At 41.8% G+C, this 24,321-nt stretch carries 21 protein-coding genes, 1 tRNA gene and 2 pseudogenes; 13 read left to right on the forward strand and 11 right to left on the reverse strand.

Annotated features, from left to right (window positions below; translation table 11 throughout):
* Positions 1-196 precede the first annotated feature (196 nt).
* The 4 genes from V7L29_RS30075 to V7L29_RS30090 all read right to left on the reverse strand — a co-directional run bounded on the left by V7L29_RS30075 (position 197) and on the right by V7L29_RS30090 (position 5,741).
* A complete protein-coding gene (locus V7L29_RS30075; protein ID WP_334737796.1) occupies positions 197-1,489 on the reverse strand; it encodes a hypothetical protein in 1,293 nt (430 codons plus the stop codon).
* A gap of 165 nt (positions 1,490-1,654) precedes the next feature.
* Positions 1,655-3,037 carry a hypothetical protein gene (locus tag V7L29_RS30080; RefSeq protein ID WP_334737797.1) on the reverse strand — a complete coding sequence of 461 codons (1,383 nt, stop codon included), beginning with the start codon at positions 3,035-3,037 and terminating at the stop codon, positions 1,655-1,657.
* A 320-nt stretch (positions 3,038-3,357) separates the two neighbouring features.
* The gene (locus tag V7L29_RS30085) at positions 3,358-3,699 is read right to left on the reverse strand and encodes a hypothetical protein (RefSeq protein WP_334737811.1); all 342 of its coding nucleotides are present in this window, start codon (positions 3,697-3,699) and stop codon (positions 3,358-3,360) included.
* 374 nt (positions 3,700-4,073) lie between these two features.
* Complete coding sequence (locus V7L29_RS30090) at positions 4,074-5,741, reverse strand: iron uptake porin (RefSeq protein WP_334737810.1); 1,668 nt, start codon at positions 5,739-5,741, stop codon at positions 4,074-4,076.
* Between the two features lie 371 nt (positions 5,742-6,112).
* On the opposite strand from V7L29_RS30090, the gene V7L29_RS30095 reads away from it, so the two are divergent.
* Positions 6,113-8,485: a hypothetical protein gene (locus V7L29_RS30095; RefSeq protein WP_334737798.1), complete on the forward strand. Its 2,373-nt coding sequence runs from the start codon at positions 6,113-6,115 to the stop codon at positions 8,483-8,485.
* 79 nt (positions 8,486-8,564) lie between these two features.
* Here V7L29_RS30095 and V7L29_RS30100 read toward each other — a convergent pair whose 3' ends face one another.
* On the reverse strand, positions 8,565-8,756 hold the full coding sequence (locus V7L29_RS30100) for a hypothetical protein (protein WP_334737799.1): 192 nt from the start codon (positions 8,754-8,756) through the stop codon (positions 8,565-8,567).
* Between the two features lie 969 nt (positions 8,757-9,725).
* On the opposite strand from V7L29_RS30100, the gene thrC reads away from it, so the two are divergent.
* From thrC to V7L29_RS30125, 5 genes and pseudogenes are all read left to right on the forward strand, one after another.
* Positions 9,726-10,817, forward strand: coding sequence for a threonine synthase (gene thrC, locus V7L29_RS30105; protein WP_334737800.1), 1,092 nt, complete (start codon positions 9,726-9,728; stop codon positions 10,815-10,817).
* Between the two features lie 190 nt (positions 10,818-11,007).
* On the forward strand, positions 11,008-11,598 hold the full coding sequence (locus V7L29_RS30110; protein WP_334688961.1) for a chromophore lyase CpcT/CpeT: 591 nt from the start codon (positions 11,008-11,010) through the stop codon (positions 11,596-11,598).
* Between the two features lie 427 nt (positions 11,599-12,025).
* Positions 12,026-12,373, forward strand: a pseudogene (locus V7L29_RS30115) (transposase); the annotation flags it as partial.
* A 221-nt stretch (positions 12,374-12,594) separates the two neighbouring features.
* Entirely contained in the window at positions 12,595-12,897 is a 303-nt protein-coding gene (locus V7L29_RS30120; protein WP_334737801.1) for a helix-turn-helix domain-containing protein, read from the forward strand.
* A complete protein-coding gene (locus V7L29_RS30125) occupies positions 12,837-13,040 on the forward strand; it encodes a zinc ribbon domain-containing protein (protein WP_334688970.1) in 204 nt (67 codons plus the stop codon). The genes V7L29_RS30120 and V7L29_RS30125 overlap by 61 nt, the downstream gene beginning before the upstream one ends.
* Positions 13,041-13,113: 73 nt before the next feature.
* On the opposite strand, the gene V7L29_RS30130 is transcribed toward V7L29_RS30125, so the two are convergent.
* Positions 13,114-13,940, reverse strand: a protein-coding gene (locus tag V7L29_RS30130; RefSeq protein WP_442944295.1) for an IS5 family transposase whose coding sequence is annotated in 2 segments (ribosomal slippage) — positions 13,114-13,583 and positions 13,583-13,940 — 828 coding nt in all. Because the reading frame shifts where the segments join, the coding sequence is not laid out codon by codon here.
* Between the two features lie 601 nt (positions 13,941-14,541).
* On the opposite strand from V7L29_RS30130, the gene V7L29_RS30135 reads away from it, so the two are divergent.
* Together V7L29_RS30135 and V7L29_RS30140 are read left to right on the forward strand one after the other, a co-directional pair.
* Positions 14,542-14,612, forward strand: a tRNA-Cys gene (locus tag V7L29_RS30135).
* Between the two features lie 233 nt (positions 14,613-14,845).
* The gene (locus V7L29_RS30140) at positions 14,846-15,568 is read left to right on the forward strand and encodes an Arm DNA-binding domain-containing protein (protein WP_334688959.1); all 723 of its coding nucleotides are present in this window, start codon (positions 14,846-14,848) and stop codon (positions 15,566-15,568) included.
* Positions 15,569-15,882: 314 nt separating this feature from the next.
* Here V7L29_RS30140 and V7L29_RS30150 read toward each other — a convergent pair whose 3' ends face one another.
* The gene (locus tag V7L29_RS30150) at positions 15,883-16,164 is read right to left on the reverse strand and encodes a hypothetical protein (RefSeq protein WP_334737802.1); all 282 of its coding nucleotides are present in this window, start codon (positions 16,162-16,164) and stop codon (positions 15,883-15,885) included.
* Between the two features lie 242 nt (positions 16,165-16,406).
* Between V7L29_RS30150 and V7L29_RS30155 the strand changes: the two genes are divergently transcribed.
* The 3 genes from V7L29_RS30155 (at position 16,407) to V7L29_RS30165 (ending at position 19,480) form a co-directional block, all read left to right on the forward strand.
* Positions 16,407-17,231 carry an IS982 family transposase gene (locus V7L29_RS30155; protein WP_334737803.1) on the forward strand — a complete coding sequence of 275 codons (825 nt, stop codon included), beginning with the start codon at positions 16,407-16,409 and terminating at the stop codon, positions 17,229-17,231.
* A 216-nt stretch (positions 17,232-17,447) separates the two neighbouring features.
* A complete protein-coding gene (locus V7L29_RS30160; RefSeq protein ID WP_334737804.1) occupies positions 17,448-18,893 on the forward strand; it encodes an NHLP bacteriocin system secretion protein in 1,446 nt (481 codons plus the stop codon).
* Positions 18,894-18,895: 2 nt separating this feature from the next.
* The gene (locus V7L29_RS30165; RefSeq protein ID WP_334688955.1) at positions 18,896-19,480 is read left to right on the forward strand and encodes a cysteine peptidase family C39 domain-containing protein; all 585 of its coding nucleotides are present in this window, start codon (positions 18,896-18,898) and stop codon (positions 19,478-19,480) included.
* On the opposite strand, the gene V7L29_RS30170 is transcribed toward V7L29_RS30165, so the two are convergent.
* The 4 genes and pseudogenes from V7L29_RS30170 to V7L29_RS30185 form a co-directional block, all read right to left on the reverse strand.
* Positions 19,403-20,148, reverse strand: a protein-coding gene (locus tag V7L29_RS30170; RefSeq protein ID WP_334737805.1) for an IS1 family transposase whose coding sequence is annotated in 2 segments (ribosomal slippage) — positions 19,403-19,827 and positions 19,827-20,148 — 747 coding nt in all. Because the reading frame shifts where the segments join, the coding sequence is not laid out codon by codon here. The two genes, V7L29_RS30165 and V7L29_RS30170, sit on opposite strands and share 78 nt — an antisense overlap.
* 222 nt (positions 20,149-20,370) lie before the next feature.
* The gene (locus tag V7L29_RS30175; RefSeq protein WP_334737806.1) at positions 20,371-21,105 is read right to left on the reverse strand and encodes a DUF6444 domain-containing protein; all 735 of its coding nucleotides are present in this window, start codon (positions 21,103-21,105) and stop codon (positions 20,371-20,373) included.
* 213 nt (positions 21,106-21,318) lie between these two features.
* Positions 21,319-21,660, reverse strand: a pseudogene (locus V7L29_RS35695) (IS982 family transposase); the annotation flags it as partial.
* Positions 21,661-21,746: 86 nt separating this feature from the next.
* Positions 21,747-22,895, reverse strand: a complete 1,149-nt coding sequence (locus V7L29_RS30185; RefSeq protein WP_334688953.1) for an alanine--glyoxylate aminotransferase family protein — start codon at positions 22,893-22,895, stop codon at positions 21,747-21,749.
* A 350-nt stretch (positions 22,896-23,245) separates the two neighbouring features.
* On the opposite strand from V7L29_RS30185, the gene V7L29_RS30190 reads away from it, so the two are divergent.
* Positions 23,246-23,914, forward strand: a complete 669-nt coding sequence (locus V7L29_RS30190; protein WP_334688952.1) for a DUF1345 domain-containing protein — start codon at positions 23,246-23,248, stop codon at positions 23,912-23,914.
* Between the two features lie 151 nt (positions 23,915-24,065).
* Complete coding sequence (locus tag V7L29_RS30195) at positions 24,066-24,275, forward strand: ChaB family protein (RefSeq protein ID WP_334688968.1); 210 nt, start codon at positions 24,066-24,068, stop codon at positions 24,273-24,275.
* Positions 24,276-24,321 lie beyond the last annotated feature (46 nt).

The raw sequence follows: 24,321 nt of genomic DNA on the forward strand, positions 1-24,321 counted from the left end.
GCATTTCCAAGTTATATCTGGAAACGAGATTTTCTTCTGTATTTTGGCTGAAGTTGACACTAATCACTAATAAGCAATGCCGCACACTTATGTTGTATGGCTAATTTTATTTGGCTAACTATCCAGCAATTATCTGAGCAAGTGTTTGTCGCCAAGACTCATTGTTATCAATTGTCTAATTACTTATCATCAATCGCTACTTCTGATAATAAAATAGCTCTGGCATTATGGTGTAGCTGAAGATCGCTTTCGTAAATCCACCCTGAATTCTTGCATCGCAAATAAAGTTACCTTGAACTCTAACGATATTCTCTTGTTGTGTGTATCTTTCAAGACTTTTCCTTCCTAAGCTTATATTTTTAGGAATAAATGACATACAACCTTTATTCTTTTCCGACCAAAAATTTTGCCAATACAATATAATATTGTATTGCTCGTCAAAGGAATATACTAACCATCCTTCAGGACCACTCATCAACTCTTGATAGGTGCTGAAACCCTGAGCCGAGTTTGCCCGCACTTTTGAAAGAGGGGTATCTTTGTATATTCCATATTTTTTATCTTCATATATTTTTTGTAAACCGACATTCGTATAATTTTCGATCTTAATAATGAGGGAAGTTCCATTTAATTCACTAAGGTTATTACTCAGTTCTGTTTCTGTTTTTCCTATCCACTTAAATATAAGTGGGGGGCTAAAAGGTATTACCTTGTTGATAAATGCGAGAGTTTGAAGTCTCTGATCTTGATACAGAGTCTTTCCAGAAGCATCGACTGCCATTATGTCTCGGACAACGAGCATTGAGACAGGTAGCAGGGCAAACGAGCCTTGATTGTTGTCTGTATTCCCATTGGAAAGACTTCCTGGTTCGCTAGGTAAAGTCCAGTTTGGCAAGTCGAATAAACTTATCATTAACCAAGGACGGATAATGCTAACAGACAAGTATTTGAGAGACAGATTAACTGAGGAATTATCGACCTGAATAGGTTGAACTACAGAAGGCCAACTTCCTGAAGCATTCTGCTCTACCCAATTATCAGGTATAGTGTAGGAGGGATGATATTTAATTGCGGGATCTCGTAAGCTCGCTAGAGAGCTTGTTTCAAAAAGCCTCCTAGCTTCCTGTAATGCTCTAGCCAGTCCGTCCACTAGTTCAGATTGCCGATCCGCGCTAATTCCATCTCCAGAACTAGGTGTGGCAAACTGAACAACTTGTCCGTATTGCTCTTCCACTCTCCTTCCAGAATTGAAATAGTTCTGACTCAAAGGTGGAATATTGTTCACTAATTCCGAAAATTTTTCAGTAGCGAATTGACTGCCATTCAAGTTTTGTGGTGACCAAGCATTAGCATATTCGGGCTCGTTAATTGAGATACCTGGCCAAACACGAGATAAAAAGACATTTATCCCGTATGAAGAGGAATTCAGAACACCTTGCAATACTATATCAAAAACTGCATCTTTAACAATCGTATCAATTGTCGTCATATGAAAACGTTCCATGAAAAGCAAAATCTTGAAATAATAAAAATAATAAATAGATAAATAGATGGGCGTTGGTAAATTGAGGTATTATGAACAACTCAATTAGCACCACAAATAAGTGATTAACCAACGCTGTTTTTTCAGGATGACTTTGGAGAATTTACAAAATTAGGCTGGAGGGCAAGCTGGAACGATTGTGTTCACCCAACCTATGATTTGTAAACCATCGTTTGAAATTGTTCGTCCGTCAAAATCAGAGTTAAACTTTTTGTCTTCTGACCCTTGCGAATAAGCTCCGCTGACTGCGAAAGGTCCCCATCCAACGGATGCCTTCGTGCTTAATTTACTTTTGATAAACGAGGAATCCTCATGTCCCCAATTGGCAGTAATCTTCAGATCCCGAAGAGCGATAAAGGATGTTGGCAGATTAGGAAAAGGCGTCTTTAGTGGCTGTGTTTTTGTCCCATTTGAAATTTCAGAAGCAGAATATCCCTCTGTTTTCCATCCTTTTATATTGAACAGCAGAAAGTTAAGCCAAGGACGTGTAATATCAACACGGGCAAACTTGAAACTCACTGTCAGAGCTGTTGTTGTCTTGTCCATAGATTGATGGCTATCTTCCTTTGAAAAACTACCACCTACAGACCAAAGCCCCCATGATGCACTCCCGCCAGCACTCATTTTAGAGTAGTCAGAATGTTCGCTTACACGCAAGCTCTTAGAGTCAATAGTTACTTCCTGCCATTCCTTGGCAGCAGAACTTGCGAACCAGTTGGAAGGGGAGGCATACGATGCCCAATATATTTTCCCAGTCTCTGTGAGACTAGCTTTTCTTAAATTATTAAGCTGGGCTTTGGCAGCATTAAAAACCACACCAACCTGATTGTTCGAGGATTGTGCCAGTACCGCCAGTTTTTCTTCAACTTTTGTCTTTTGAGCATTTGTCCAGTCATCCCAAGCCGTATTTACAGAATCTATGAATGTTGATCCTAAGAGTGCCCATTTGCGTTGATCTTCTGGCTTGCTAATATCGTACTGGAAGTAATTTGACATCATCGAAACAACAGCATTGTCGTAAGCCTTTTTCTTGCGTTTGTAGGCCGCATACACGGACGAATCGACCTTAACAGTGATTGGCTTGCCTAAATCATCAAAATCAGTGCCGTCAGCTTGAAGAAAGGCAGTTGCTTCGTTATAATCCTGCTGTGCCTTTGGATCGAGAGGAGGAGGCACGACTTGGGCATTTACAACGAGGTTGTAAATATCCGATACGTTTTGACCATTCGCGGAATAAATTGGATTTAATGATTGCACCTTATCAACAAGGAACGATAAGTTTTCCGTTGCTGTCGTACTGCCGTTAGGGTTTTGGGGACTCCATGGATTAGCAAACTGTTCAACATCAATTTGTAAGCCAGGCCACTCTAAGGTCAAATATGTTTGATCCGCTTGGCTTGCACCCTGCCCTTTTGCCTGTGTAGGTGGACTGGTAAACGCACTGAACAGGGTGTCATAGATTGCTTGAAGCATTTGGTCTTGATTAATAGACATAACTACCTCGCTGAAATTTTATGGTAAGTGGATAGCCAAAATTAAACATCGCCTCTCTCACATCAGTGTCAATAAGTAAGCATTAATGGGATTATTTTCGAGCCTATTGGGAATAAAATTTTTTGTTGACATGATGCGTTTGTCCTGGATACAGCAGCGCTATTTTAACTAGAGTTGTCAGCCACACCTGCTTTCAGGAATCCAGTTTAAATGCAGCAACTTGCTTGCAACCTCAGTAGTTTTACTGAAAATCAGTAATTTTACTTTTATTTCAGGTAGTGGTAAATCCGCTCATGATTTGGATCAACACGTTTAAGCATCTAAATCCTCAACTCGACGCAGCAACGGAAATCTACTTCGATGATTTTCGCCGGCGTCGCCCGCTCTGCCATAGCTGCTGGCTCAAGTTTTATGTGTCCTTGTTGCATTTCTAAGCAATTGTAAAGATAAGGTTGGCGGCGGCTATAACCGAATCTATCGCGGCAATATTCCTCGAAGGTTCTGGGCGTGGAACGGTATAACCTGCGATCGCCATCCCCGGTGTTATATTGCACACGTTCACAATCTGAGCTTTTGTGTAAAGCATCAGGTAATATTATTTGGCGTTGCAGAATAGAAATATGAATTAGAGCGATCGCATGATTCATATTTTGGTTCAGCAACGCCTATAAAACTATATTTTTTTGTTGCAATTCATAACTATATCCTTCGATGAACTATTAATTTGTGCTGATATCCCTCTTCTGTCACTTTCCGCAAGGGCGATCGCTAGAAGCCTCATGAGGCAACCAATACAAGCTATACTATTAGAAAAAATTGGTCTTGTATTTGTTGTTAGAAAAGAATCGCGCGATCGCCTGCTATACAAAAGCTATAGAATTCAGAAATTGCAAAAGTTTTCGGAGAGTGACAGAAGAGGGATAGTACAATTTATAGTTGAGAAAAACATCCACTTACAGAGAAATTAATATTCGTGTTTTATTGGGAAGTATTTAGGATTTTGGCAGATTGTTATTAAATTTATGTGCAAGCAGAATTAAAAACTAAAAGTACTCCGCAGAATGCCGATGGTAACTGAGTCATTATCTGGTGTGTGACCAGGCTCCAAAATATGAATTATCCCTGGTGTAATGCTGATATTATCTGTTAGCTGGAAACGATAAAATGCCTCAATTTGAGTAGTCGTCCCTGGTTGTCCACCTGCACGTCCTAAACCAGTATTGACAAAATCAGGGACATTATTCCCTACAGGTAGGTCGCTATGGGTGATTTTAGGAGGTTGACCGACATAAATTCCTCCCAAATTACCCTTAGCAAATAAATCAGGAAAATTCAGAAACACCATATAATTTGTCGTCTCTACATTTCCCGATCGCCCCGGAATATAAGATTTAGTATAACCACCCCACGCACCTGCGGTAATGCGGGGTGAAATTTGCCAAGTTAGAGTCGCACCCACGGCGTTGGTTTGCAGTGGTGCTGATTTTCCGGTAGTGGTATTAACCGCAGTTAAGCATTCATCGCCAACAAAGGTTAGTAAACAACCATTTGAGGAGTAATTGTTAACGTAGTACAAACTGAGATCGAGGGTATCAGTTGGTGTCAGCAGCAATTGCACACCTGTAGTGGTGATTCCATCAAATAAACCGCTACCTTTACCGGGATTTCCTGGTTGATAGCTAGTATAAATTGCCTGCAAACTAGCGCGTTTAGCAAATTGCCAATCAATAGCTATACCGCCGTGACCATATCCCATATTTAAAATAGGGTTTCTTTGGGCAAAATAAGACAACGGCCCTGTTGCAGCACTTTCTACGCGATTGGGGCCTCGGAAAGCAGTTGGCATACTTACGCCTTCTGTTCCCACCATTACTGCTAATTTATCTGTCACCAGCCAATGAAAATTGAGGTCACTTACAATCAAGCTATCTGTAGGAAATTCGTAACCAAGTAAAACATCATTCCGAGAAACACTATTAGTAAATCTAGGTGCAGTAGTACCTTTACCATCTAAAAGACCCGTAAACAAGTAACTACGGGGAGTAATTTGACTAGTTAAATAGAGCTGCGCCAGGGATATAACATCAATGTTTGTGCCAGCATCATCTGTGTCTTTTTGTCCATCTCTAGGATTAACATCACCACGATTGCTAGTCCGTCCTTGAATACCAACTATCAGTAATCCGCTGAGTTTGGTTGTTGTTGAGAATTGGTTGGCTTTGATTTCGGCGGTTCTAGCTTCTAAACTATCGACACGACCCCGCAAAGTTGCTAATTCAGGGGCAAATTCTGACTGCAATTTTTGTAATATTGCTAAATCTTCGCGGGTGACTAAATCGCTAGTGGCTGTAGTGATTAATTCGTTGACTCTATCTAAACAAGCATTTACACCGGCAGCAAATTCATACCTAGTTAAGGCATGATTACCGCGATAGCTGCTATCTGGATAGCCGGCTATACAACCATAGCGTTCTACCAATGACTGCAAGGCTTGGAATGCCCAATCGTTGGGTTGTACGTCCTTGAGTTGAGAAACCGATGTAACCTGCGCCATCGGATCTTCTGGGGAGAGGGAGGAAGATAAGGAAATAATATTATCGCTCTTAACTCCTAATTTCTGAGTAGTTCCGGTACTTATGTACTCTTGTGCTAGTGCTTTTTGTGCAACTCCATTTACTCCCGCAGTTAGTAACCATGCGAGCATCCAGGTTTTGCGATGACTGCGGCTAATAAGTCTACCTTTCAACTTTTTATACTCTGCTCACATACTTAAGTGAAGAGTGTATTCGCAATAATCTAGTGTTCACATGGGGACATTTACGGATTTTGTCCCAAATTAGACTCAATGCTTCTGGGCAACTTTTGAAAGTACGAGTATAACAGGGTATTAAGTACTGTGGACTTTTAAGAGGCAGAGGGGCAGAGGAGCAGGGGAGAGAGGGAGAAATACTAATGCCCAATTCCTAACCTAATGCCCAATGACGCCACTTGCTTTAAGTCGGTAGAGCGCAAGGGCACAGTGGCTCCCCAATGCCCCATGCCCAAAAATATCCACTGCATTGATTGAAAACTAATATGGCAAATCGCTCACGCAAGCTGACGCCAAAAGCCTCTAAACAAAATCAACCTCATGCAGGTGTGATGAAACGCGTCGCTAAAAAACCCCAGAAAAAGCTAAAACGGGAAAGTTGGTTGTCGTCAATGCTAGCGATGTCTACGACGGGCTGCGCCTACGCAATTCTGTTGACTAGTGCTAGTCTAATTATGGTTTTTGCCTGGATTAGCGTTCTCTTCATCTTCAATCCAGATCAGGTAAGCTGGCTAAATAAATTTTTACCTGCATGGGCACAAATTCCTCTTGGTAACCATGAACGCCCCCAAACTCTCAAACAAATTCAACTCGATTTGAGTAAAAAAAACCAAATATTTGGGAAAACTCTACCTTTACATCAGGATGCGGAAAACTCATTTTTACTACCAGTTTTTCAACAGCGTGCTAATTGTCAATCTGATTGTAAAGAACTTGTTGAACTCAGGGTTTACGAGCGCTCAGAAGAGTTAGAGTTTAAATCTCAATCAGAAAATTACTACTATCTAGCGACTAAATTGTCTGTAACTGGGCCAGAAGAATCCTTTGTGATTTCTCCCTTGCTTGAAGACCCCCAGGATATCAACATTCCCCTACCTTTAACTCAAGTGCAACGCTTTCAAGGTGGGACACCATCACCAGGAGTTTGGTTTAATTTGCGGGGTCAACGCCAACAAGGAACTGGTGCGTTCGCCTATGGTCACGTCATATACTACAATCCAGAACGCACAAATTTACTACAAATGTTGTCTTGGACTAGTCCTAACGGACAATTGCCCAAATGGCAGCAGGTAACTGGTGATGGTACAAAAGAGTTAGTTGTTGATCAAACAGTAGGTTTAGAACCGCACTTACAGGTTTACCAAGTCAAGCCTCTGAAGTTATTCCTCAAACCAATTCAATTGCAGGCAATTACCCTCAAATCATCAGTCCTCAAAGATTCTGCATACCAAAATGCCTTGTCAATTGCCCGTAGTGGACTGTGGACACCAGCTTTTGAATGGTTGAAATTTATCAAGAAACAGCACAAAGGAGTTTTGCCAGAGGCGGCGCAAGCGCAAATGGATTTGATTCGCTTGCATTCCCAACTTACTAAAACCCAAGCCCAGAAAAATTGGGCAAGTCCTAGTCAAGAAGTGTTGGCAGATTTGATTGATGGTCGCTGGGAAAAAGCTTTACAGGTGTTTGAGGCATCGCCACATAATGCTCAAGAAATTGCTACTCTACTGAAAGCTGATGAAGACCGATTGTGGAATCGCACAGCTGCGGCGTTGCGGGTGAACCCAAATAGGCCAGAGGTGCAAGCTTGGTTCGCTTTGATTTTAGCAGTTCAGCAAGGAGAAGGACATGCTAATTCCTGGTTAAAGGCGCAACCAAAAATTACAAAAGATAATCTTCTCTATATTCAAAGTCTGTTAGCAAGACTCAAGGGTGAGGGTACAAAGTCGCAAATCTCCTCTACTCACCCTAGTCAAATTGTTGGTACAGTCCAACCAATCACTCAAGTTACCAGCACCGAATGGCTGCAACCAAATTCCCCAGCAGACCTGAAACTCACAGATAACCAAGTTTGGTATCAGGTGGAGGTAAGTGCATTTAATGACGGGAAACGCTGGCTAAATTTCCCCTTTGAGAATTTGAACCCACCCAAAACTGACGCCGCTAAATTTTTCTGGAAAACTTTGGGAATCACTTCTGACCCTGAAATCCAGATTGTGGTCTGGTTATCTAACGGAGAACAAAAAATTACTATAGCCGCTATCAAAGCGGTGCAACTTCGGGGTAAAGTTTTACGCCTATTAGCTGCTGGCCCCAAAATTCCAGAGAATCAAAACGATGTTCTCCAACCCAAATCTTTAGCCTTGACAAATGCAGCACTCGAATGGGTACAACCATCTCCCATTACTCTACAAGAACTGCATCAACAAAATCCCCAAGGGGTGAAGGTGATGTTATCGAGTGTGTGGCAATCTTTACAGCAATCTCGTGAAGTTCCGGCTGGTGCTATTCCTAGCTTTGAGCAGATGCAGGAAAAGTTGGGTGATTGGCCAGTTCAAGTGATTGATTTAACAAATAACGCTCAACCAGAAATTATACTGACTATCTCAGCAGCAGAAATAGCATTGTTAAATAAGCCGACCCCTGGAATTCAGGGGAAAAACACAGAGCAACCGCATGACCGGACTATAATTTTGTCTGATAGCAATGAAGTGATTTACACTGATTTTACAGGAAATTACTTACAAAGACTCTCTGCGATCGCCAAGCTTTCAGGCGTGCAATCCTTAGCTTTACTAGTAGAAAATGCTCATAACTACAGTTTGTGGCGCTGGTCAGAGAAAAATCAGCGCTTTGAATAGCACACCTTTAACTCAAATCTACCCTTACTCAAATTTAGACTAGAGAGGGGAAAAGCGATCGCTTTTCTACTCGACTGACTTATTCTTTTTGCTTAGTGTCGGCTAGACGTTGGTGCTTCAGGTTTTCCAACTGCTGCAACAAGGAGTCTACCTCTGCTTGTAAATGCATAAGTTTAGCTTGCTGATCGTCTTGATAATAAGACTTGGTTAACTTGCTGACCCAGCTAGTCTGGGACTCGCCATCGGAAACACTAGATAAACAAGTAGGCATCACTAATTAAATCCACAATTTAACTCACACCATTAGAAATATTATAATAATGCTCTTTTAAGTTTGATTAAAATATTGGATATTTTAAATCAATTACTCTAATGGATTTCAGGTTTAATCATAAGAGACGGTGATCACAATAGCTGTGTTCCAGAGAAAACATTGCCCCAAGTGTGCAAAGCTTCCATCCACCGAGGGTACTTAGGAATACTTAATTGATAGCCTGTCAATTATGGTTGTATGAATTATTATCGCCGCTTTCGGGTAATTTACGCAATAAATTACATGTACAGGACTTACGCACAGGTAACGGAAAATCGAACCGCAGAGGACGCGGAGGACACGGAGAAATAAGAGTTTCAGAGAGTTCTTGCGTAAGTCATAATATAGACTAGATCAATTAGGCCAAATTCTGAAAAGACGTAGGGCGAAGCACTTGCCGTACAACTACTTTTAAGCAAGCTACGTGTAGCGTCTTTGAAGGAGAAAGCGACTGCAAAGGAAAGGCAGCCTGTTGCGTATTCTCAAGAGGCAGTTGCAGCGATTATCATGGGAAAATACACATAGGTACGTACTCTTGCAAAGAAGCAAGCTAGGCAAAGCGTCTGGCATAGAAGTGGTTTTCCGCAAGGTAGGAATAAGTGTTTCAAAGAGTAATTACCTAAGTCCCATACATTTGTCTATCATTTTTCACCCGATTAGCATCCCCAGGCTAATTCCTTAAACCGAAGGTCGCCGTGACGGTCTATGATAAACTGACATTCAAAAATAAAAAATAAAATAAAAATGGCAAGTCAAAGGTCTACACCACAAAAAAGAATATTCTTACATAATATTCTTTTGGAATTAAGGGACTCTTAACTCTTAACTGGCAAAGAAAAATTCACTTTCTTCCTCTTTCCGATTCTGCGCTTCTTTATGCCACCCTTTCTAAATATCCAATCCTTACATTAAGAAATTTTAAATACCGTGACTTTGAGCCTATCTGTTGCTAAATCTCATCGCCAACCCTGGCCCGGACTGATAGAAGCCTATCGCGAATACTTGCCTGTCAGCGAAAAAACACCGATTGTCACTCTGTTGGAGGGCAACACACCTCTAATAGCAGTGCCAGCGATCGCCGAACGCATTGGCAGACAAGTGCGTGTTTTTGTAAAATACGACGGTCTCAATCCCACCGGCAGTTTCAAAGACCGGGGGATGACTATGGCAATTACCAAAGCCAAGGAAGCAGGAGCAAAAGCAGTAATTTGTGCCAGTACGGGCAATACCTCAGCCGCTGCTGCCGCTTATGCAAGGCGTGGGGGAATGAATGCGTTTGTGCTGATTCCCGACGGTTATGTGGCGCTGGGCAAGTTAGCCCAAGCATTAGTGTATGGCGCACAAGTATTGGCAATTAAAGGTAATTTTGACCAAGCACTAGAAATTGTCCGCGAGATGGCCGAAAGTTATCCAGTCACTTTAGTGAATTCGGTCAATCCCTACCGTCTAGAAGGGCAGAAAACAGCAGCCTTTGAAATTGTTGATGTACTGGGTGATGCCCCAGACTGGTTGTGTATTCCCGTGGGCAATGCGGGAAATATTACAGCATATTGGATGGGATTTTGTCAATATCATCAAGCTAGAAAGTGCGATCGCTTACCCCGAATGATGGGATTCCAAGCCACAGGTGCAGCCCCCTTAGTGACCGGTCAGCCAGTGGCGCATCCCGAAACCCTAGCGACAGCAATTCGGATTGGCAAACCTGCAAGTTGGGAGTTAGCTGTTGCAGCGCAAACCGCAAGTCAGGGAAATTTTCACGCCGTTACTGATGCAGAAATTCTCGACGCTTATCGACTTTTGGCAGCATCAGAAGGTATCTTCTGCGAACCTGCTAGCGCCGCTTCTGTAGCCGGGTTGTTGCAGGTGAAAGACCAAATTCCTACAGGGGCAACAGTGGTTTGTGTGCTCACAGGCAATGGTCTAAAAGACCCAGATACAGCCATTAAACACAATCACAGTCAATTTAAGCAGGGTATTGCAGCAAAACTGGGCGCAGTAGCCGAGGCAATGGGATTTTAAGCACTCTGAAACTAAGAGCGATCATACATATCTAATTGAAAAATTGCGTAGGCAAAGCCTACCATACCCCAACTCTTAAGCAAGCTACGCGTAGCGTCTCGTAGAGAAGGTATCGCAGCCAGGATTTTTCAGTCTGGCGAGTGTCAAAATAATCCTAGATAATTTTTAAGCAACTGGTTGATCTCTTGTAATGACTCATTCTACTGATATTTTTACCTTAGCCCGGTGGATGGCAGCTGACTTTAGCAATCAAGAACAAGCTTTTGAAAATCCGCCTTTTTATGCCCACATTCGCGTGTGTATCCGTCCCCTTCCCTTGGAATTGTTCTCAGGGGTAAGTTTGTTTCTTGAACAAGCTTATGATTTTATGCTCAATCAACCTTATCGGATGCGGGTAATGAAGTTGATTCAGGTAGAAAACCACATTGTTATTGAACACTACACGGTTAAAGAAGAACAAAAATTTTACGGCGCATCTCGTGATCCCGAACGTTTAAAAGTTTTATCCGTTGACCAATTGGAAAAAATGCCAGGTTGCAACATGGTTGTAGAGTGGACAGGTAATAGCTTCAAAGGCAAGGTTGAACCTGGTAAAGGCTGCATTGTGGTTCGTGACGGCAAAAATACTTATCTGGATAACGAATTTGAAATTGACGCTAAAGAATTTTTCAGCCTCGACCGGGGAAGGGATTTAGAAACTGATGAACGTCTGTGGGGTTCTATCGCCGGGCCATTTCACTTTGTCCGCTGGGGTAATTTTGCCGATGAAGTGAAAATGTAGCAAGTGAGGAGAAGCCACTGCGCTGCAAACAGAAGTCTGTAGCAAGATCCCGCAGGGTGCAGAGGCTTCCTTTGCTTAAAACTTCTCCTTCCCTTCGCTACAAGATTGACCACAAGCTCACCTTGACCCGTCCTAGTTTTGGATGGTTTACTTCTATACTTTGAGTGACTTCACTCCATGTAGAAGATTCATTAATAGGACTTACGCAACGCCGATATTGTCATTGCGACCGAAACGGAGTGTAGGGAAGCAATAAGAGCGTCAGGGGGGATTACTTCTCTACGAGACGCTCCGCGTAGCTTGCTTCGACCTAGGAGTACGCTATCGCTCGTAATGACGAAATTACGTTATTTTTGCGTAAGTCCTGATTAAGTTTGAATTTGTCACTATGTGAGTAATACAGGGTTATACGCTCACTTAAAAAGCGATGTTACGTCAAAAATATGAATGTGACAAAGAGTTTAGCATTCTGATTCAGTTAATAGGAGAGATGCATAATTCAATTTATATAATAGATAAAGTCCTTTCGGATGAACATCTGTTTCGATTAATTGAGTCTGATTTATCAAAGCGTTATCAGAATACTACTAAAACCGGAAGTAAATCAACTCTGGTTGAAGTTGTATTACGAATGTTAGCCTTGAAGCACTTACGCGGTTTGAGCTACGAGCAAACAATTTCCAACGTAAATGAAAGTTTAATTTTAAGGCAATTTTGTCGAATTTATTTCAATGCTCTTCCTAATAAAAGCACTTTGATTCGTTGGTCACATCAAAAATAAAATAAATTATCACGGTTTTGTTTGAAATTATTACTATCAATTAAATTTTAAATTTGAGTATAATTTTAAATTATACTCTCCAAAATAGCGGGATAAATAGTTAAAACTGGCTTTGTTAATAATCAATAGTTATATGTACCAACTATTGATTATTAACAAATTTTTATATTTGATTTGTTCAGCAGTCTCGCACCGGGAACTAAACTAAAAGCGGGATGAATGATTTGGCAACCAAGGCAGGTATTCACCTGCAGAGTTTGGGTAAGATTGAACGAGGTTTGACTACCAAACTCAATAGCAAAAGTCAGCGTGGGTTGGCTATTGCATTGCAGATTCCACCTGAGTACCTTGATGCTGTTGTACGCGGTGTACCCATTGGATCTGAGGATGTTCTGAAATTTTGCCCTCATTGTTGGACTCCAGGCACAGGTGTTGAAGATATTTGGTTATTGCCGCGATGGCGCAAAGCACCCGCCATAGGCGATCGCAGTTTTGTTTCTTGTGCGGTACAGCATTAGGTAATAGTTGCACTCAGTGTAACGAACCGATTACCTCTTTAAAATTTCGTTTTTGTCCTTACTGTGGCTTTCCATGCCCCAAAGCTTACCCCTTCATGACAAAACCTCGACAAGAATTACGTAAACAGCTGCAAACTTCTTAATTGGCAACTGTTTCCGCTTTTCTTAGTACCATTTGTCTTTAGGCTACAGTGACTCCTAGGGCGTGTTTTCAAACTATAACCACAACACAATGGAGGCGATCGTTAACATTGCTGTATAATTTACACCAAGCTTTTCGTATCGAGTGGCAATGCGGCGAAATTGTTTGAGCCGATTAATAGCACGCTCTACAAGGTTACGTTGACGGTAGATTTCACGGTTAAACGGACCACGGCGAATTTCATTTGATAGTCTTGGGATGGTAAGACGGATACCTCGACGACGTAGATAACTACGGATTCTACGACCCGTATAACCTTTGTCTCCAACCAGTCTCAAAGGACGAATACGCGGGCGACCCCGACCAGAACGCTTGACTGCTCCTTGTTCCATCAATTGCTCAAGAAAAATCGACTCGTTACGCTGACCTGGAGTAAGAATAAAAGTTATTGGTTTGCCTTGACCCTCGCAACGGATATGTATTTTTGTACTGAATCCACCACGAGAGCGTCCTAGAGCTTCGTCTTCATCGCCCCTTTTTTTCCACCTGCGGCGTGCTGGTGGGCGCGTACAACTGTTCCATCCACATAATGAATCTCCCAATCAAGCATTCCTTGTTGATCAGCGTAGGCGTAGCCCGCCGCAGGCATCGCTTGAAGGTGTTCTAAGATTTGATTCCAAACCCCAGCTTTTTGCCATCGATAAAACCGTGTTGCCACACTTTCCCACTTCCCATAGCGTTCTGGTAGGTCTCGCCACGGTGCCCCAGTTCTGAGTATCCATAAGATGCCATTGACAACCAAGCGGTGGTCATGATTTGGTTTACCAGTTTGGGGTTTTTGGGGTGGAAGTAACGGTTTTAACTTCTCCCATTGTTCATTACTTAACTCGCCTCGATTCATCAACACACTATGCCTGCGGACGCCTGTTTTTTAGGATACAACGAGTTTGAAAACACGCCCTAGCGTATAAGAACCAGGATTAAAAGAGCCAGAACTGAAAGTTCCGCCATTTTGCGGGAAGTAATCATAAGACTGGTTTCATAACCGCTCAATAATCCGGGGTAAATCGCTCAGTGACAAGGCTCAAATGGCGTAAACTCGTTCCTGATCTGGTAGTTCGCCCCGATTTATTGAGCGGATACCTGGTTTCTTGGTCTAGACACTGTCTAAATAGCTATCACTAGTATAGGGCAAACGCATCTTACTGGAGTTTAGACTAGTTTCCGGTGCGAAACTAAATTTACAAAAAATAAGGATACGGATTTAAGATGTTTCCAGGAACTAAAACCTTGGTTTTTAGGCTTTATAGAATGAGCCTTCTGAGTTTTGCACTCCTGACTAGTCTAAACTCCAGTCCCTAGTGATCGCCTAAATACTACCAGAAACATCCAGTTAACCCACGAGCTCTACCTCAGAATCCTATGCTATTATGGGTTAACTAGCGCTCTATGGCTACTAAGATCCCTTAGGAAAATCAAAGTAGTTCAGGGAACTCCGGAGTGGCGGCATAGCCAAGTGGTAAGGCAGAGGTCTGCAAAACCTCCACCCCCGGTTCAAATCCGGGTGCCGCCTTTTAAAAAACATAAGCACTACAGGGTTTTTAAGCCTTTTTTTATTGGGCGTAAAAGGCTTGTTTTCAAAGCTCTCAGAGATTTTTAGGGTTATTTTGGGTAGTTTGGGTAAAGAACTGGGGTAAAACTGGGGTAAAAACGTAAGGTAGAGGTTTTTTACCCCAATAGGTATTTCTGGGGTAAAACTGGGGTAAAGCGGAAGGATAAAGGTCTTTACCCCAGTTAATTACCCTTATGGAATCTCAAAAATCTCAAAGTATTGCCCATCGGGGTTCAGTCCAGATTAAGAACTCTAACGGCAGTCTCCAATTAGTTTTTTCTCATCCTATTGTTACGCCGACAGGAGAGCTAAAAACCAAGCGTTTCTACCTTTCGACGAGGCACTACGATACACCTTTAGGAAGACATCAAGCATCAACTTTAGCGGCAACAATCCAGAGAGATATTGACTATGGAGAGTTTGATGCCAGTTTAGGTAAGTATAAACCAGCAGCTTCATTAAGCACCGTTAGCCCAATTACGCCAATTAGTCCTTCCACTACCCCCCAATATGACTTGGGAGAATTATGGGAAAAATACACTGAGTTTAAAAAACCACAGGTTAGTCCTTCTACTTACGCTGTTGATTATCGAAAGTATCGCAATCACATCGCCAGTTTCCCAAATAAAACATTGGATGATGCGATCACAATTCGAGATTATCTCATTGCAAATCTCAGTGCTAATGCAGCTAAACGCACTTTGACAAACATAAATGCTTGTTGTGATTGGGCACTTAAAAGCCAGTTGATTACATCAAATCCCTTCCAGGGTATGGCAAAAGATATTCAGATACCGAAGTCAGAATCAGCAGAATATAAAATCAATCCATTTACTAAAGAAGAACGAGATAGCATAATTGTAAGGATTCAGGTGTTTGAAACCCAGTCACAGAGCCAGTTTAAAATTCGACTTTGACTTATTAACATACCTTTAGTCGCAATAAGACACGAAAAAATAGTTTTTACGCAATTCTTATTGAGAATATAAATTTGTGGCTAATCCTCGGAAAGTATTATCAGTAAACGATTGTAGAGATTTTGGTATGACCTAAATCCTTACGCATAATTCAAGCATTTGAGGAGAGCAAACTCTACAGCTACTATGCTCCTTTAGTAAAATTATTATTTTTTACTGGGTGCAGACCATCAGAAGCGATCGCTCTACAATGGAAGCATATCAGTGATAGATACATTACCTTTGAGCAAGCAATTACAATCAGTACTAAAGGGCTAGCTCTCAAAGGATTCATGGGACATTGAAAAAGTGCTAGCCCACAAAAATCGCCGCACTAAAGTCAGTGCATCTGAGAAGGAAGGCAAATGTTTGGAATACCAACTTGTTTGCCGGACTTGCCACTGAAAATCATTTTGTAAATGGTGTGCCAAGACAGTAACTAAGGAAAAAAGCCCAAATAATAATAGTGTTGTACGAGCGATCGCTTTGTCAGGCCAAAGACAAAGTTGAGTTTCAACTCCTAAGTGTGCCCTGACTTCCTCAAAAGTAACTTCCACTGTCTACTGAATGTGATATTTTTTGCGTAACACCTCAAGTCTGCCAACTAAGTCTATGTGTGCTATCATAAACGATTGTAAGAATTATCACATAATTAACAATAAAGCAGAAATTTTTGTAAAAAGCAAATAAAATTAATTGTTTCTTCGATTAACCTAAGTTGCTAGTTATAAATTGAGACTCGCGCACTTATGTCAAAAAGGCAATAAAATCCCCTCCAGGAATAAAAACGGAGGGGAAAATGCTAAACGAAATAATTACTGTGTATGCTATCATTGATGATTTGTTAAAGGCAATTGGGCATAACGATGATTGCCGTCGAGACATGAGCGATGCAGAAATTATTACAACGGCTGTCTGTGCTGCAATGTTCTTTAATGGTAATCAGACTAAGGCTTGCAGCTATCTTAAAGACCAGAGTTTGATACCTAATATGTTAGAAAAATCACGATTAAATCGGCGGCTTCACGGTATTTCAATGCTGATCAACGACTTGTTTCATCAGATGGGAATGATATTAAAAGAACTTAGTGATTGTACGGAATATCTTTTAGACTCCTTTCCTGTGCAAATGTGTGACAATATCCGTATCTTTAATGTGAAATTAATCAAGTCAAAAGAGTATCGAGGTTACATTGCATCAAAGAAACGCTACTTTTATGGTGTTCGGGTTCAGTTATTAACGACGAAAAATGGTATTCCAGTCGAATTTGTGTTTCTGCCTGGTAGTGCAAGCGATGTCCGTGCGTTAAATGCGTTACCCTTGAATCTGCCGACTGGTAGTGAAGTTTATTGTGATTCAGCTTACACCGACTACACCGTTGAAGATGATCTGGAACAAACAAGTCAAATTTCTTTAAAAGTCATGCGGAAAAAGAACTCTAAGCATCAAGACCAGCCTTGGAATCAATATATTAAACAACATACTCGGCATTATATCGAAACTGTATTTAGTAGTATCACTTGTGTTTTCCCAAAATCAATACATGCAGTTACTTATGAAGGGTTTTTACTTAAACTACAAGCATTCATTTTTTCTTTTACTCTTCAACAAGCTTTTAGGTAATAAGTAATTTCTATAACTTTAGTTTTTTAAGTACCTAAGTACTGACAACAACGGTATAGGTGCGTTGACCCATAGCGCCAACGCAACTTTGTTGCACGCGATCACATGAATTGAATGGTAACAAGCACACACCAGTCGATAACCCGCAACTTGGGTGATTATGACAAATTCGTGTCAATAACAATAAGTTAGTAATTTATATACTTATAGTATTTGGTGAATAATTTTAAAAATCAGAATTATTTGTTCCGCAAAGAAGCTTTAGAACGTGCTTCTTCTCCGGAAGAATTAGATCAAATTATGCAGGTAGTCAATCCGCAAAAGTGGCTGCCTCTGTTCGCGGTTGCTTCGTTGGTGATGGCGGGGCTGACGTGGAGCATCTTAGGTCGAGTCCCAATTACAGTGACAGGTACTGGGGTAATAATCTATTCCAGTACGGTTACATCATTTCAGTCACCAGTTGCTGGAAAATTGCGAGCAGTAAACGTTCATGTTGGTGACTTTGTTAACAGGGGAGATGTACTGGCGACATTAGACCAAAGCGAACTGATAAAACAGCTACAACTACTACGCACTAAATTAGAGCAACTGCAAGCACAGGATCGCGAAGCTAGTTCTTTGCAACAACAACGTCAGAATATAGATAAACAGGCTATTGGGCAGCAACGCCAAACTTTACAGCAAAGCCTGCAAGCTGTACAAAAGCTAACACCAATTTTAAAACAGAAAGGGCTGGACTCAATTGAGAGCGATCGCGCCAATCAAAAACAACGCCTCGAAGCACTGCGGGAACTACTGCCTACTTTTAAACAAAGATTAAACAACCGCCGGCAACTTTTGCAAGAAGGAGCAATTGCTGGTGATACAGTATTACAAGCACAGCAAGATTACTTAAATGCTGTCATCCAAATTAATGAAGCCGAATCGCAACTCAAGCAACTAGATGTGAAAGAAGCAGATGCTCAACGGCAATACCTGGAGAATTTAAACTCAATTAAAGATTTGCAAGCACAACTGAAGCGACTAGATAGCCAACAAGCACTCTCAGAGCAACAAGACTTAGAAACTGTAACTAACCGCAAAAAAGAAATTCAAGAAGTTCAGCGTAATATTGCTCAATTGACAGTGCAAGTGACGAACGATAGCCTGATAAAAAGCAGTTACTCAGGAAGGGTTTTAGAAATCTCGGCCACACCCGGACAGGTTGTTTTGCAAGGTACACCTATAGGAGCGATCGCCGCCCAACAACCAGTATCTCAAAAAATGAGTGTGGCATTTTTTCCGGTTGGCAATGGTAAGCAAATTCAACCAAGAATGAAAGTACAAGTCACGCCAAGTATAGTACAACGAGAACGCTTTGGTGGCATACAGGGTACAGTTACTGATGTTTCAGCCTTTCCTGTCACTAAAGAGAGTGCATTAAGTGTGGTAGGCAATGCAGAATTTGTGCAAGCTTTGATGTCACAAGGGCCACAAATCCAAGTTACTGCACAACTACAACCAGACGCTTCGACCTTTAGTGGTTATAAATGGTCTTCTTCCATTGGGCCGCAGTTGCAAATCACTTCTGGAACCACCACCACTGTGCAAGTCACCGTGGAAGAACGCGCCCCAATTACTTTTGTCCTACCGCTTTTAAAATCTTGGAGTGGCATTAACTAAATATGATGTGGTGGCAAAATCTCCAGAGGATAATCGGACGTAAAAGCAAGCGGTGTCATACTCCGACTGTACTGCAAATGGAGGTAGCAGAATGCGGGGTGGCTGCCTTGGGAATTATTTTGGCGTACTACGGTCGCATTGTCGCGCTTGCGCAACTTAGGCAAGCTTGTGGAGTATCACGAGATGGTGTTAATGCTTTTAACGTTATCAAGGCAGCCGAAAGTTATGGACTTAGCCCTAAGGGCTATAAGAAAGACTTAACTGCACTGTGGCATCTCAAACTTCCTTGCATTGTATTTTGGAACTTTAACCACTTCTTAGTTGTAGAAGGTTTAAGCAAGGAAAGAGTTTATCTCAACGATCCTGCTAGTGGACAGCGTAGTGTTTCTTGGAAAGAATTTAGTGGCTCTTACACAGGTATTGTGCTTGTTTTAGAACCTGGTTCAGGTTTCCAAACAGGGGGACGCAAACCCAGCAGTATCTTGGGCGTTGCTGAATCAAAATATGAATCACGCGATCGCTTCAAGCTTGCGGGTGCTAAGCGCCCGCAGCGCCACAGAGGCATACTTAAGATAATGTATTACTAACCGAATTGAGTATTTCAGCATTTCTTCGGTTTTAGAGTAACACTCATGTTTTACGATGTCATCGAGCAAGATAATGCGGAGCCGGAGACGCTCCGCCTCCGGTCTGAAACGACTATTTTCACCTTCTACTCTTGTCATATATGTCTTACTAACGATGTGGTCTTCATTGCTAAGAAAGCAAGGATACACGGGATAACCATCTGTTACATAGAAGTAAGATTGCCAACACTTGATCGTTATCCACAAATGTTTAAAAGTGTCTTTACTGCGATCTCCTAAAACCCAAGCTATAATCCCCGCAACGCTATGATTTACTACTGTCCACAACCAAAGAGTGTTTTTTTTGAGCCAATAAAGGTTTCAAGTTCATCAACTTCGGTAACTTCTGGTATTTCACTTCTATAAGGTGTATCTGGTAGAGTACTACCCACTTGTTTCACCCAATTTATAACAGTAGTATGATGTACTTTTTTAACTCTTTCTATGGCACGGAAACCAGATCCATTAACGTACATTTCTAAGCACTCACTTTTAATATCCTCCGTGTAACCTTTCTGATCATAAGATTCGATGAATTGACGTTTACAGTCTACACATATGTAATTTTGTTTACCACGCTGCCGCCCATTCTTCCGAATATGATCTGATGAACATCTTGGACATTTCATAGCGATGTCTACGACGGGCTACGCCTACGCTCTAATTCATATTTCTATTCTGCAACGCCAAAAAATTAATTGGTGGCGATGTCTGCGACGGGCTTCGCCTACGCACCCTTGCGTTATCTTCAACTGCCATTCAATATTCAATCTTGTGACAAGGTGACTCAACATAACAGTAATCGACCACGGGTGATTGCAAATTAAAAACAGCGAAAACTCTTCAAAATGTTACGCTTTAGATGTGTATGCAGACCAACACGCTTTTCTATTTTTGGCATTACACCCATCTACATTCCCTTGATTAAAGCTAGTTTCATCCGCACCAACGATGTTCGAGTTTTGCACGTATGTCTTTGCTTCTAAAACTGCTTGTGCAACTGCATCGCTTGCTTCGTTTGTGAGTTTATTGACTGTACCCAAGCACATGGTGATGCCAAAGATATCTTGCATTGCACTTTGTACCATTCGGGTACTATGACGGTATAACCCACTTAACACTGCCACAAGTGCTACTACCCTTTCCCCATAACCACGGATTGGTACATCTGCTGGCAAGCTTGCACGGGTTAACGTTCCGCAATGCTGGCATTCGAGTTGGTGCAGTCGATGTTCTACGATGAGCGGATTTATCGGTGGGATTTCTACTACTTGATGCCTTCTGGGATTGCTATCTGCTCCAACTAATTTTTCCCCACAACATTTACAAATTTCCGGCTCGTGGTCTATTACGCGATCGCATTCTGACCTATCGTACAATAACCGACCATAACCATTATGTCCTGGTTGACCTCCCCGCTTCAAACCACTCTTTTTCTTTTTTTGCTGCTTTGGGGTACTTAGTGGGTCACTTGACGGAGGTGATGATGAGTTTTTCGATGTCCGATTTATCTTTTCTTGTAGTTCTTGTTGAACTGCTTCTACTTGTGCAAGCTTTTGCCCTAATTCTTTTATGTCCTGCCTCATTGCCTCCACCAGTTGTTTGACGCTGGCTGGAGTCTTTTCCCAATCAAAGTCGGATATTTCTATTCTGTAGGTGAGGCTGTTTTATCCATCCTCGTAATCTACCATTTATGTGTACCCCTTTTTCTTGGTAACATTTTCAATTCCGTGAACGGATACAGGCGCAGTCAGTATAAATCTCACTACCCGGTGGCAGATTTAACGGTAACGCATTTAATCCTCGCACATTCGGACTGGGAAAGAGTCTAAAAGATATTCAGTACAATCATTAAGTTCTTTTAGTATCATTCCCATTTGATGAAACAAATCGTTCATCAGCATTGATATTCCGTGTAATCGCCGATTAAAGGGCGATTTTTCTCACATACTAGGTATCAAATTATGGTCTTTCATATAACTGCAAGCCTTACTCTGATTATCATCAAAGAACATTGTCGCACAGACTGCCGTTGTGATAATTTCTGCATCGGTCATATCTCGACGGCAATCATCGTCATGCCCTATCCCCTTCAACAAGTCATCAATGATAGCATAGACAGTAATTATTTCGTTTAGCATCTTCCCCTCCGTTTTGATTCCTGGAGGGGATTTTATTGCTTAAATGTCCCAAAGTGATCGCCTAAATTTATAACTAGCAACTTGGGTTACTTAGATAAAACCTGCCGTAGTGCTGCTAAAAGTTGGTCAACACTCTCCTTTCGACTATTAAAGCCCATCAATCCCACGCGCCAAACTTTACCAGCGAGTTCGCCAAGACCACCGCCAATTTCAATATTATGTTCATTGAGTAACTGCCGAGCGATCGCTTTCCCATCTACCCCTGTTGGAATGCAGACAGTAGTAAGCGTTGGCAGTCTATATTCTTGCTCAACGTGCATACTCAGTCCTAAGTTCTCCAACCCTTGCCAGAGATATTCTACGTTCTTTTGATGCCGCTGCCAGGAGTTTGCTAACCCCTCTTCTGCAAGCAAACGTAGTGCTTCTCGCAATGCATAGTATAAATTAATCGGTGCTGTATGGTGATAGATGCGTTCAGGGCCCCAATACTTGCCCAGCAACAACATATCCAAATACCAGTTTGCAACCTTAGTTTGGCGCTGTTGCAATTTTTCAACTGCACGCGCACTCATTGTAAAAGGCGAAGCACCAGGTGGGCAAGCCAACCCTTTTTGGCTACAACTATAAGCTAAGTCAACTCCCCAAGCATCCAAAAACAAGGGAACACCACCCAAACTTGTGACTGAATCCACTAGTAACAAAGTGCCAAATTCACCACACAAATCAGTGACTCCTTCCAACGGTTGACGTGCGCCGGTGGAGGTTTCAGCATGAACTAGAGCTAAAATAGTTGGACGATGAGTTTTTAAGGCTGTTTGAAGTTCATCTAGGTTGAAGACTTGTCCCCAAGGTTTAGTAATGGTTCGCACATCTGCGCCATAACGTCCAGCCATATCCACAAGGCGATTACCAAAGTAACCAGCTACACCAATTAAAACCACATCACCGGGTTCAACGGCATTGGCGATGGTTGCTTCCATTGCGGCTGTTCCCGTACCGCTGACTGCAATGGTGAGTGGGTTTTCTGTTTGCCATACGTAGCGTAGCAACGACTGAATTTCATCCATGAGTGCGAGAAAAGCTGGGTCAAGATGCCCAACGGGTGAAGTATTCATCGCCTGGAGAACTGTAGGATGGGCATTGGAGGGCCCAGGTCCTAACAGTAGACGGGATGGGATTTCTAGCGGCGTGAGTTGCAAGCGCCCAGAGTCGTTAATTGAAATTGTTTGCGTCATAATCTGTCTTCGCTTAGACCATACTTACCGGATCATAGAGCGATGGCTTCGCCAACGCCAGAGGCGAACGCATCACCGATGTTTTAGCTGAACCGAATGTTGCCCTGTTCACCTCTGCATCGGGAGTGATGAGAAGAATTTTTGGGCGTTCTGAGTCCCACCCCTGAGCGATATTTAATTTTAATCATGAAAATAGAAAATATACCCTATTCCTTTACCAACTGCCTTGGCTATGAACTTGAGCCGGAGCCACATTACGGAAAAAACGTAAAAATAAGGGTTCGGGTTCTCCAAAGGGTAGCGCAACTGGAGTACAATTTCTAATCGCCATTACTTGGTGCAAGATATTTGTGAACCTGAATTTATTTAAAAACTTTGACTCCCGACCCCGACTGATCATTGCTGTCGGACTCGCTGTATTCGTTTTAGTAATCGTTCCGCCTTGGCTGCACTTACCCACTCGCATTCTCTGCGCTTGGAACTCCGGTGCTGAATTTTTCTTAGCCGTAACGTGGTGGAAAATGAACAAGGCTACGCCAGAAAAAATTCGCCGTTATGCTGAGAATGAATATGAAGGACATTTGGCTATATTCATGCTGGTGATAGGTGCAGCTAGTGCGAGTGTTTTAGCCATTGGGTTTTTACTAAATGATAAAAAAGGGTTGTCAACAATTCTGCTTACCCTACATGTCATACTTGCAATTATGACCCTTCTCGCTTCCTGGTTACTAGTGCATACGATGTTTGCAGTGCAATATGCACACAGCTATTATAAATATATTAATCGTAATAATAGTGAAGAAATCACCAGAGGATTAGATTTTCCTCATAACGACTGTCCAGACTATTGGGAATTTTTATATTATTCTTTTGTAGTTGGCATGACTAGTCAAGTTTCAGATGTGCAGACGACATCACCCAATATGAGGCGTTTGACTCTGTTACATAGCATATTCTCCTTCTTTTTCAATACCACCATTGTATCTATGAGTATTAATATCATTGCATCGCTGATTTAAAAATCGCTTAACTCAGTCAAAAGTATGATTATTTGCTTCTCTACTTGCAGAAAGAGGAAATTATATTGCAAGTTTTTTTAACATGAACTTAACTTCAGATAATCGGAGTAAGTTTATGGCTGATCAAACAATAAATGAATTGCCTGTTTAAATTAAAGAACAGTTGCCTGAACACGCACAGCAGATTTTTCTAGCGGCATTTAATGCTGCTCAAAATAATGATTTAAATGAAAAGGGTGCGCGTGATATTGCTTGGAATAGTGTAAAGAATGAATACGAACCAGGCAGCGATGGCAAATGGCAGAGAAAGCCTGAAGACCCTGCTATACATAATAAAGCTGTTGTGTCTGGTGGCAATTGAGTAAATTTAAGCTTGGCATAGATATCTTTTGTTAGAAGTAAGGCAA

Source organism: Nostoc sp. (assembly GCF_036916575.1).
Classification (GTDB): Bacteria; Cyanobacteriota; Cyanobacteriia; order Cyanobacteriales; family Nostocaceae; genus Nostoc.

Bases quoted from the DNA above. Each gene is read 5' to 3' on its own strand.
- V7L29_RS30120 (WP_334737801.1), top strand. From the start codon at position 12,595: ATGAATGATTTGGCAACCAAGGCAGGTATTCACCTGCAGAGTTTGGGT.
- V7L29_RS30100 (WP_334737799.1), bottom strand. From the start codon at position 8,756: ATGCCTACTTGTTTATCTAGTGTTTCCGATGGCGAGTCCCAGACTAGC.
- V7L29_RS30075 (WP_334737796.1), bottom strand. From the start codon at position 1,489: ATGACGACAATTGATACGATTGTTAAAGATGCAGTTTTTGATATAGTA.
- V7L29_RS30125 (WP_334688970.1), top strand. From the start codon at position 12,837: ATGGCGCAAAGCACCCGCCATAGGCGATCGCAGTTTTGTTTCTTGTGC.
- V7L29_RS30165 (WP_334688955.1), top strand. From the start codon at position 18,896: ATGATGTGGTGGCAAAATCTCCAGAGGATAATCGGACGTAAAAGCAAG.
- V7L29_RS30110 (WP_334688961.1), top strand. From the start codon at position 11,008: ATGACTCATTCTACTGATATTTTTACCTTAGCCCGGTGGATGGCAGCT.
- V7L29_RS30155 (WP_334737803.1), top strand. From the start codon at position 16,407: ATGCTAAACGAAATAATTACTGTGTATGCTATCATTGATGATTTGTTA.
- V7L29_RS30080 (WP_334737797.1), bottom strand. From the start codon at position 3,037: ATGTCTATTAATCAAGACCAAATGCTTCAAGCAATCTATGACACCCTG.
- V7L29_RS30095 (WP_334737798.1), top strand. From the start codon at position 6,113: ATGGCAAATCGCTCACGCAAGCTGACGCCAAAAGCCTCTAAACAAAAT.
- V7L29_RS30185 (WP_334688953.1), bottom strand. From the start codon at position 22,895: ATGACGCAAACAATTTCAATTAACGACTCTGGGCGCTTGCAACTCACG.
- V7L29_RS30175 (WP_334737806.1), bottom strand. From the start codon at position 21,105: ATGAGGCAGGACATAAAAGAATTAGGGCAAAAGCTTGCACAAGTAGAA.
- V7L29_RS30140 (WP_334688959.1), top strand. From the start codon at position 14,846: ATGGAATCTCAAAAATCTCAAAGTATTGCCCATCGGGGTTCAGTCCAG.
- V7L29_RS30090 (WP_334737810.1), bottom strand. From the start codon at position 5,741: ATGCTCGCATGGTTACTAACTGCGGGAGTAAATGGAGTTGCACAAAAA.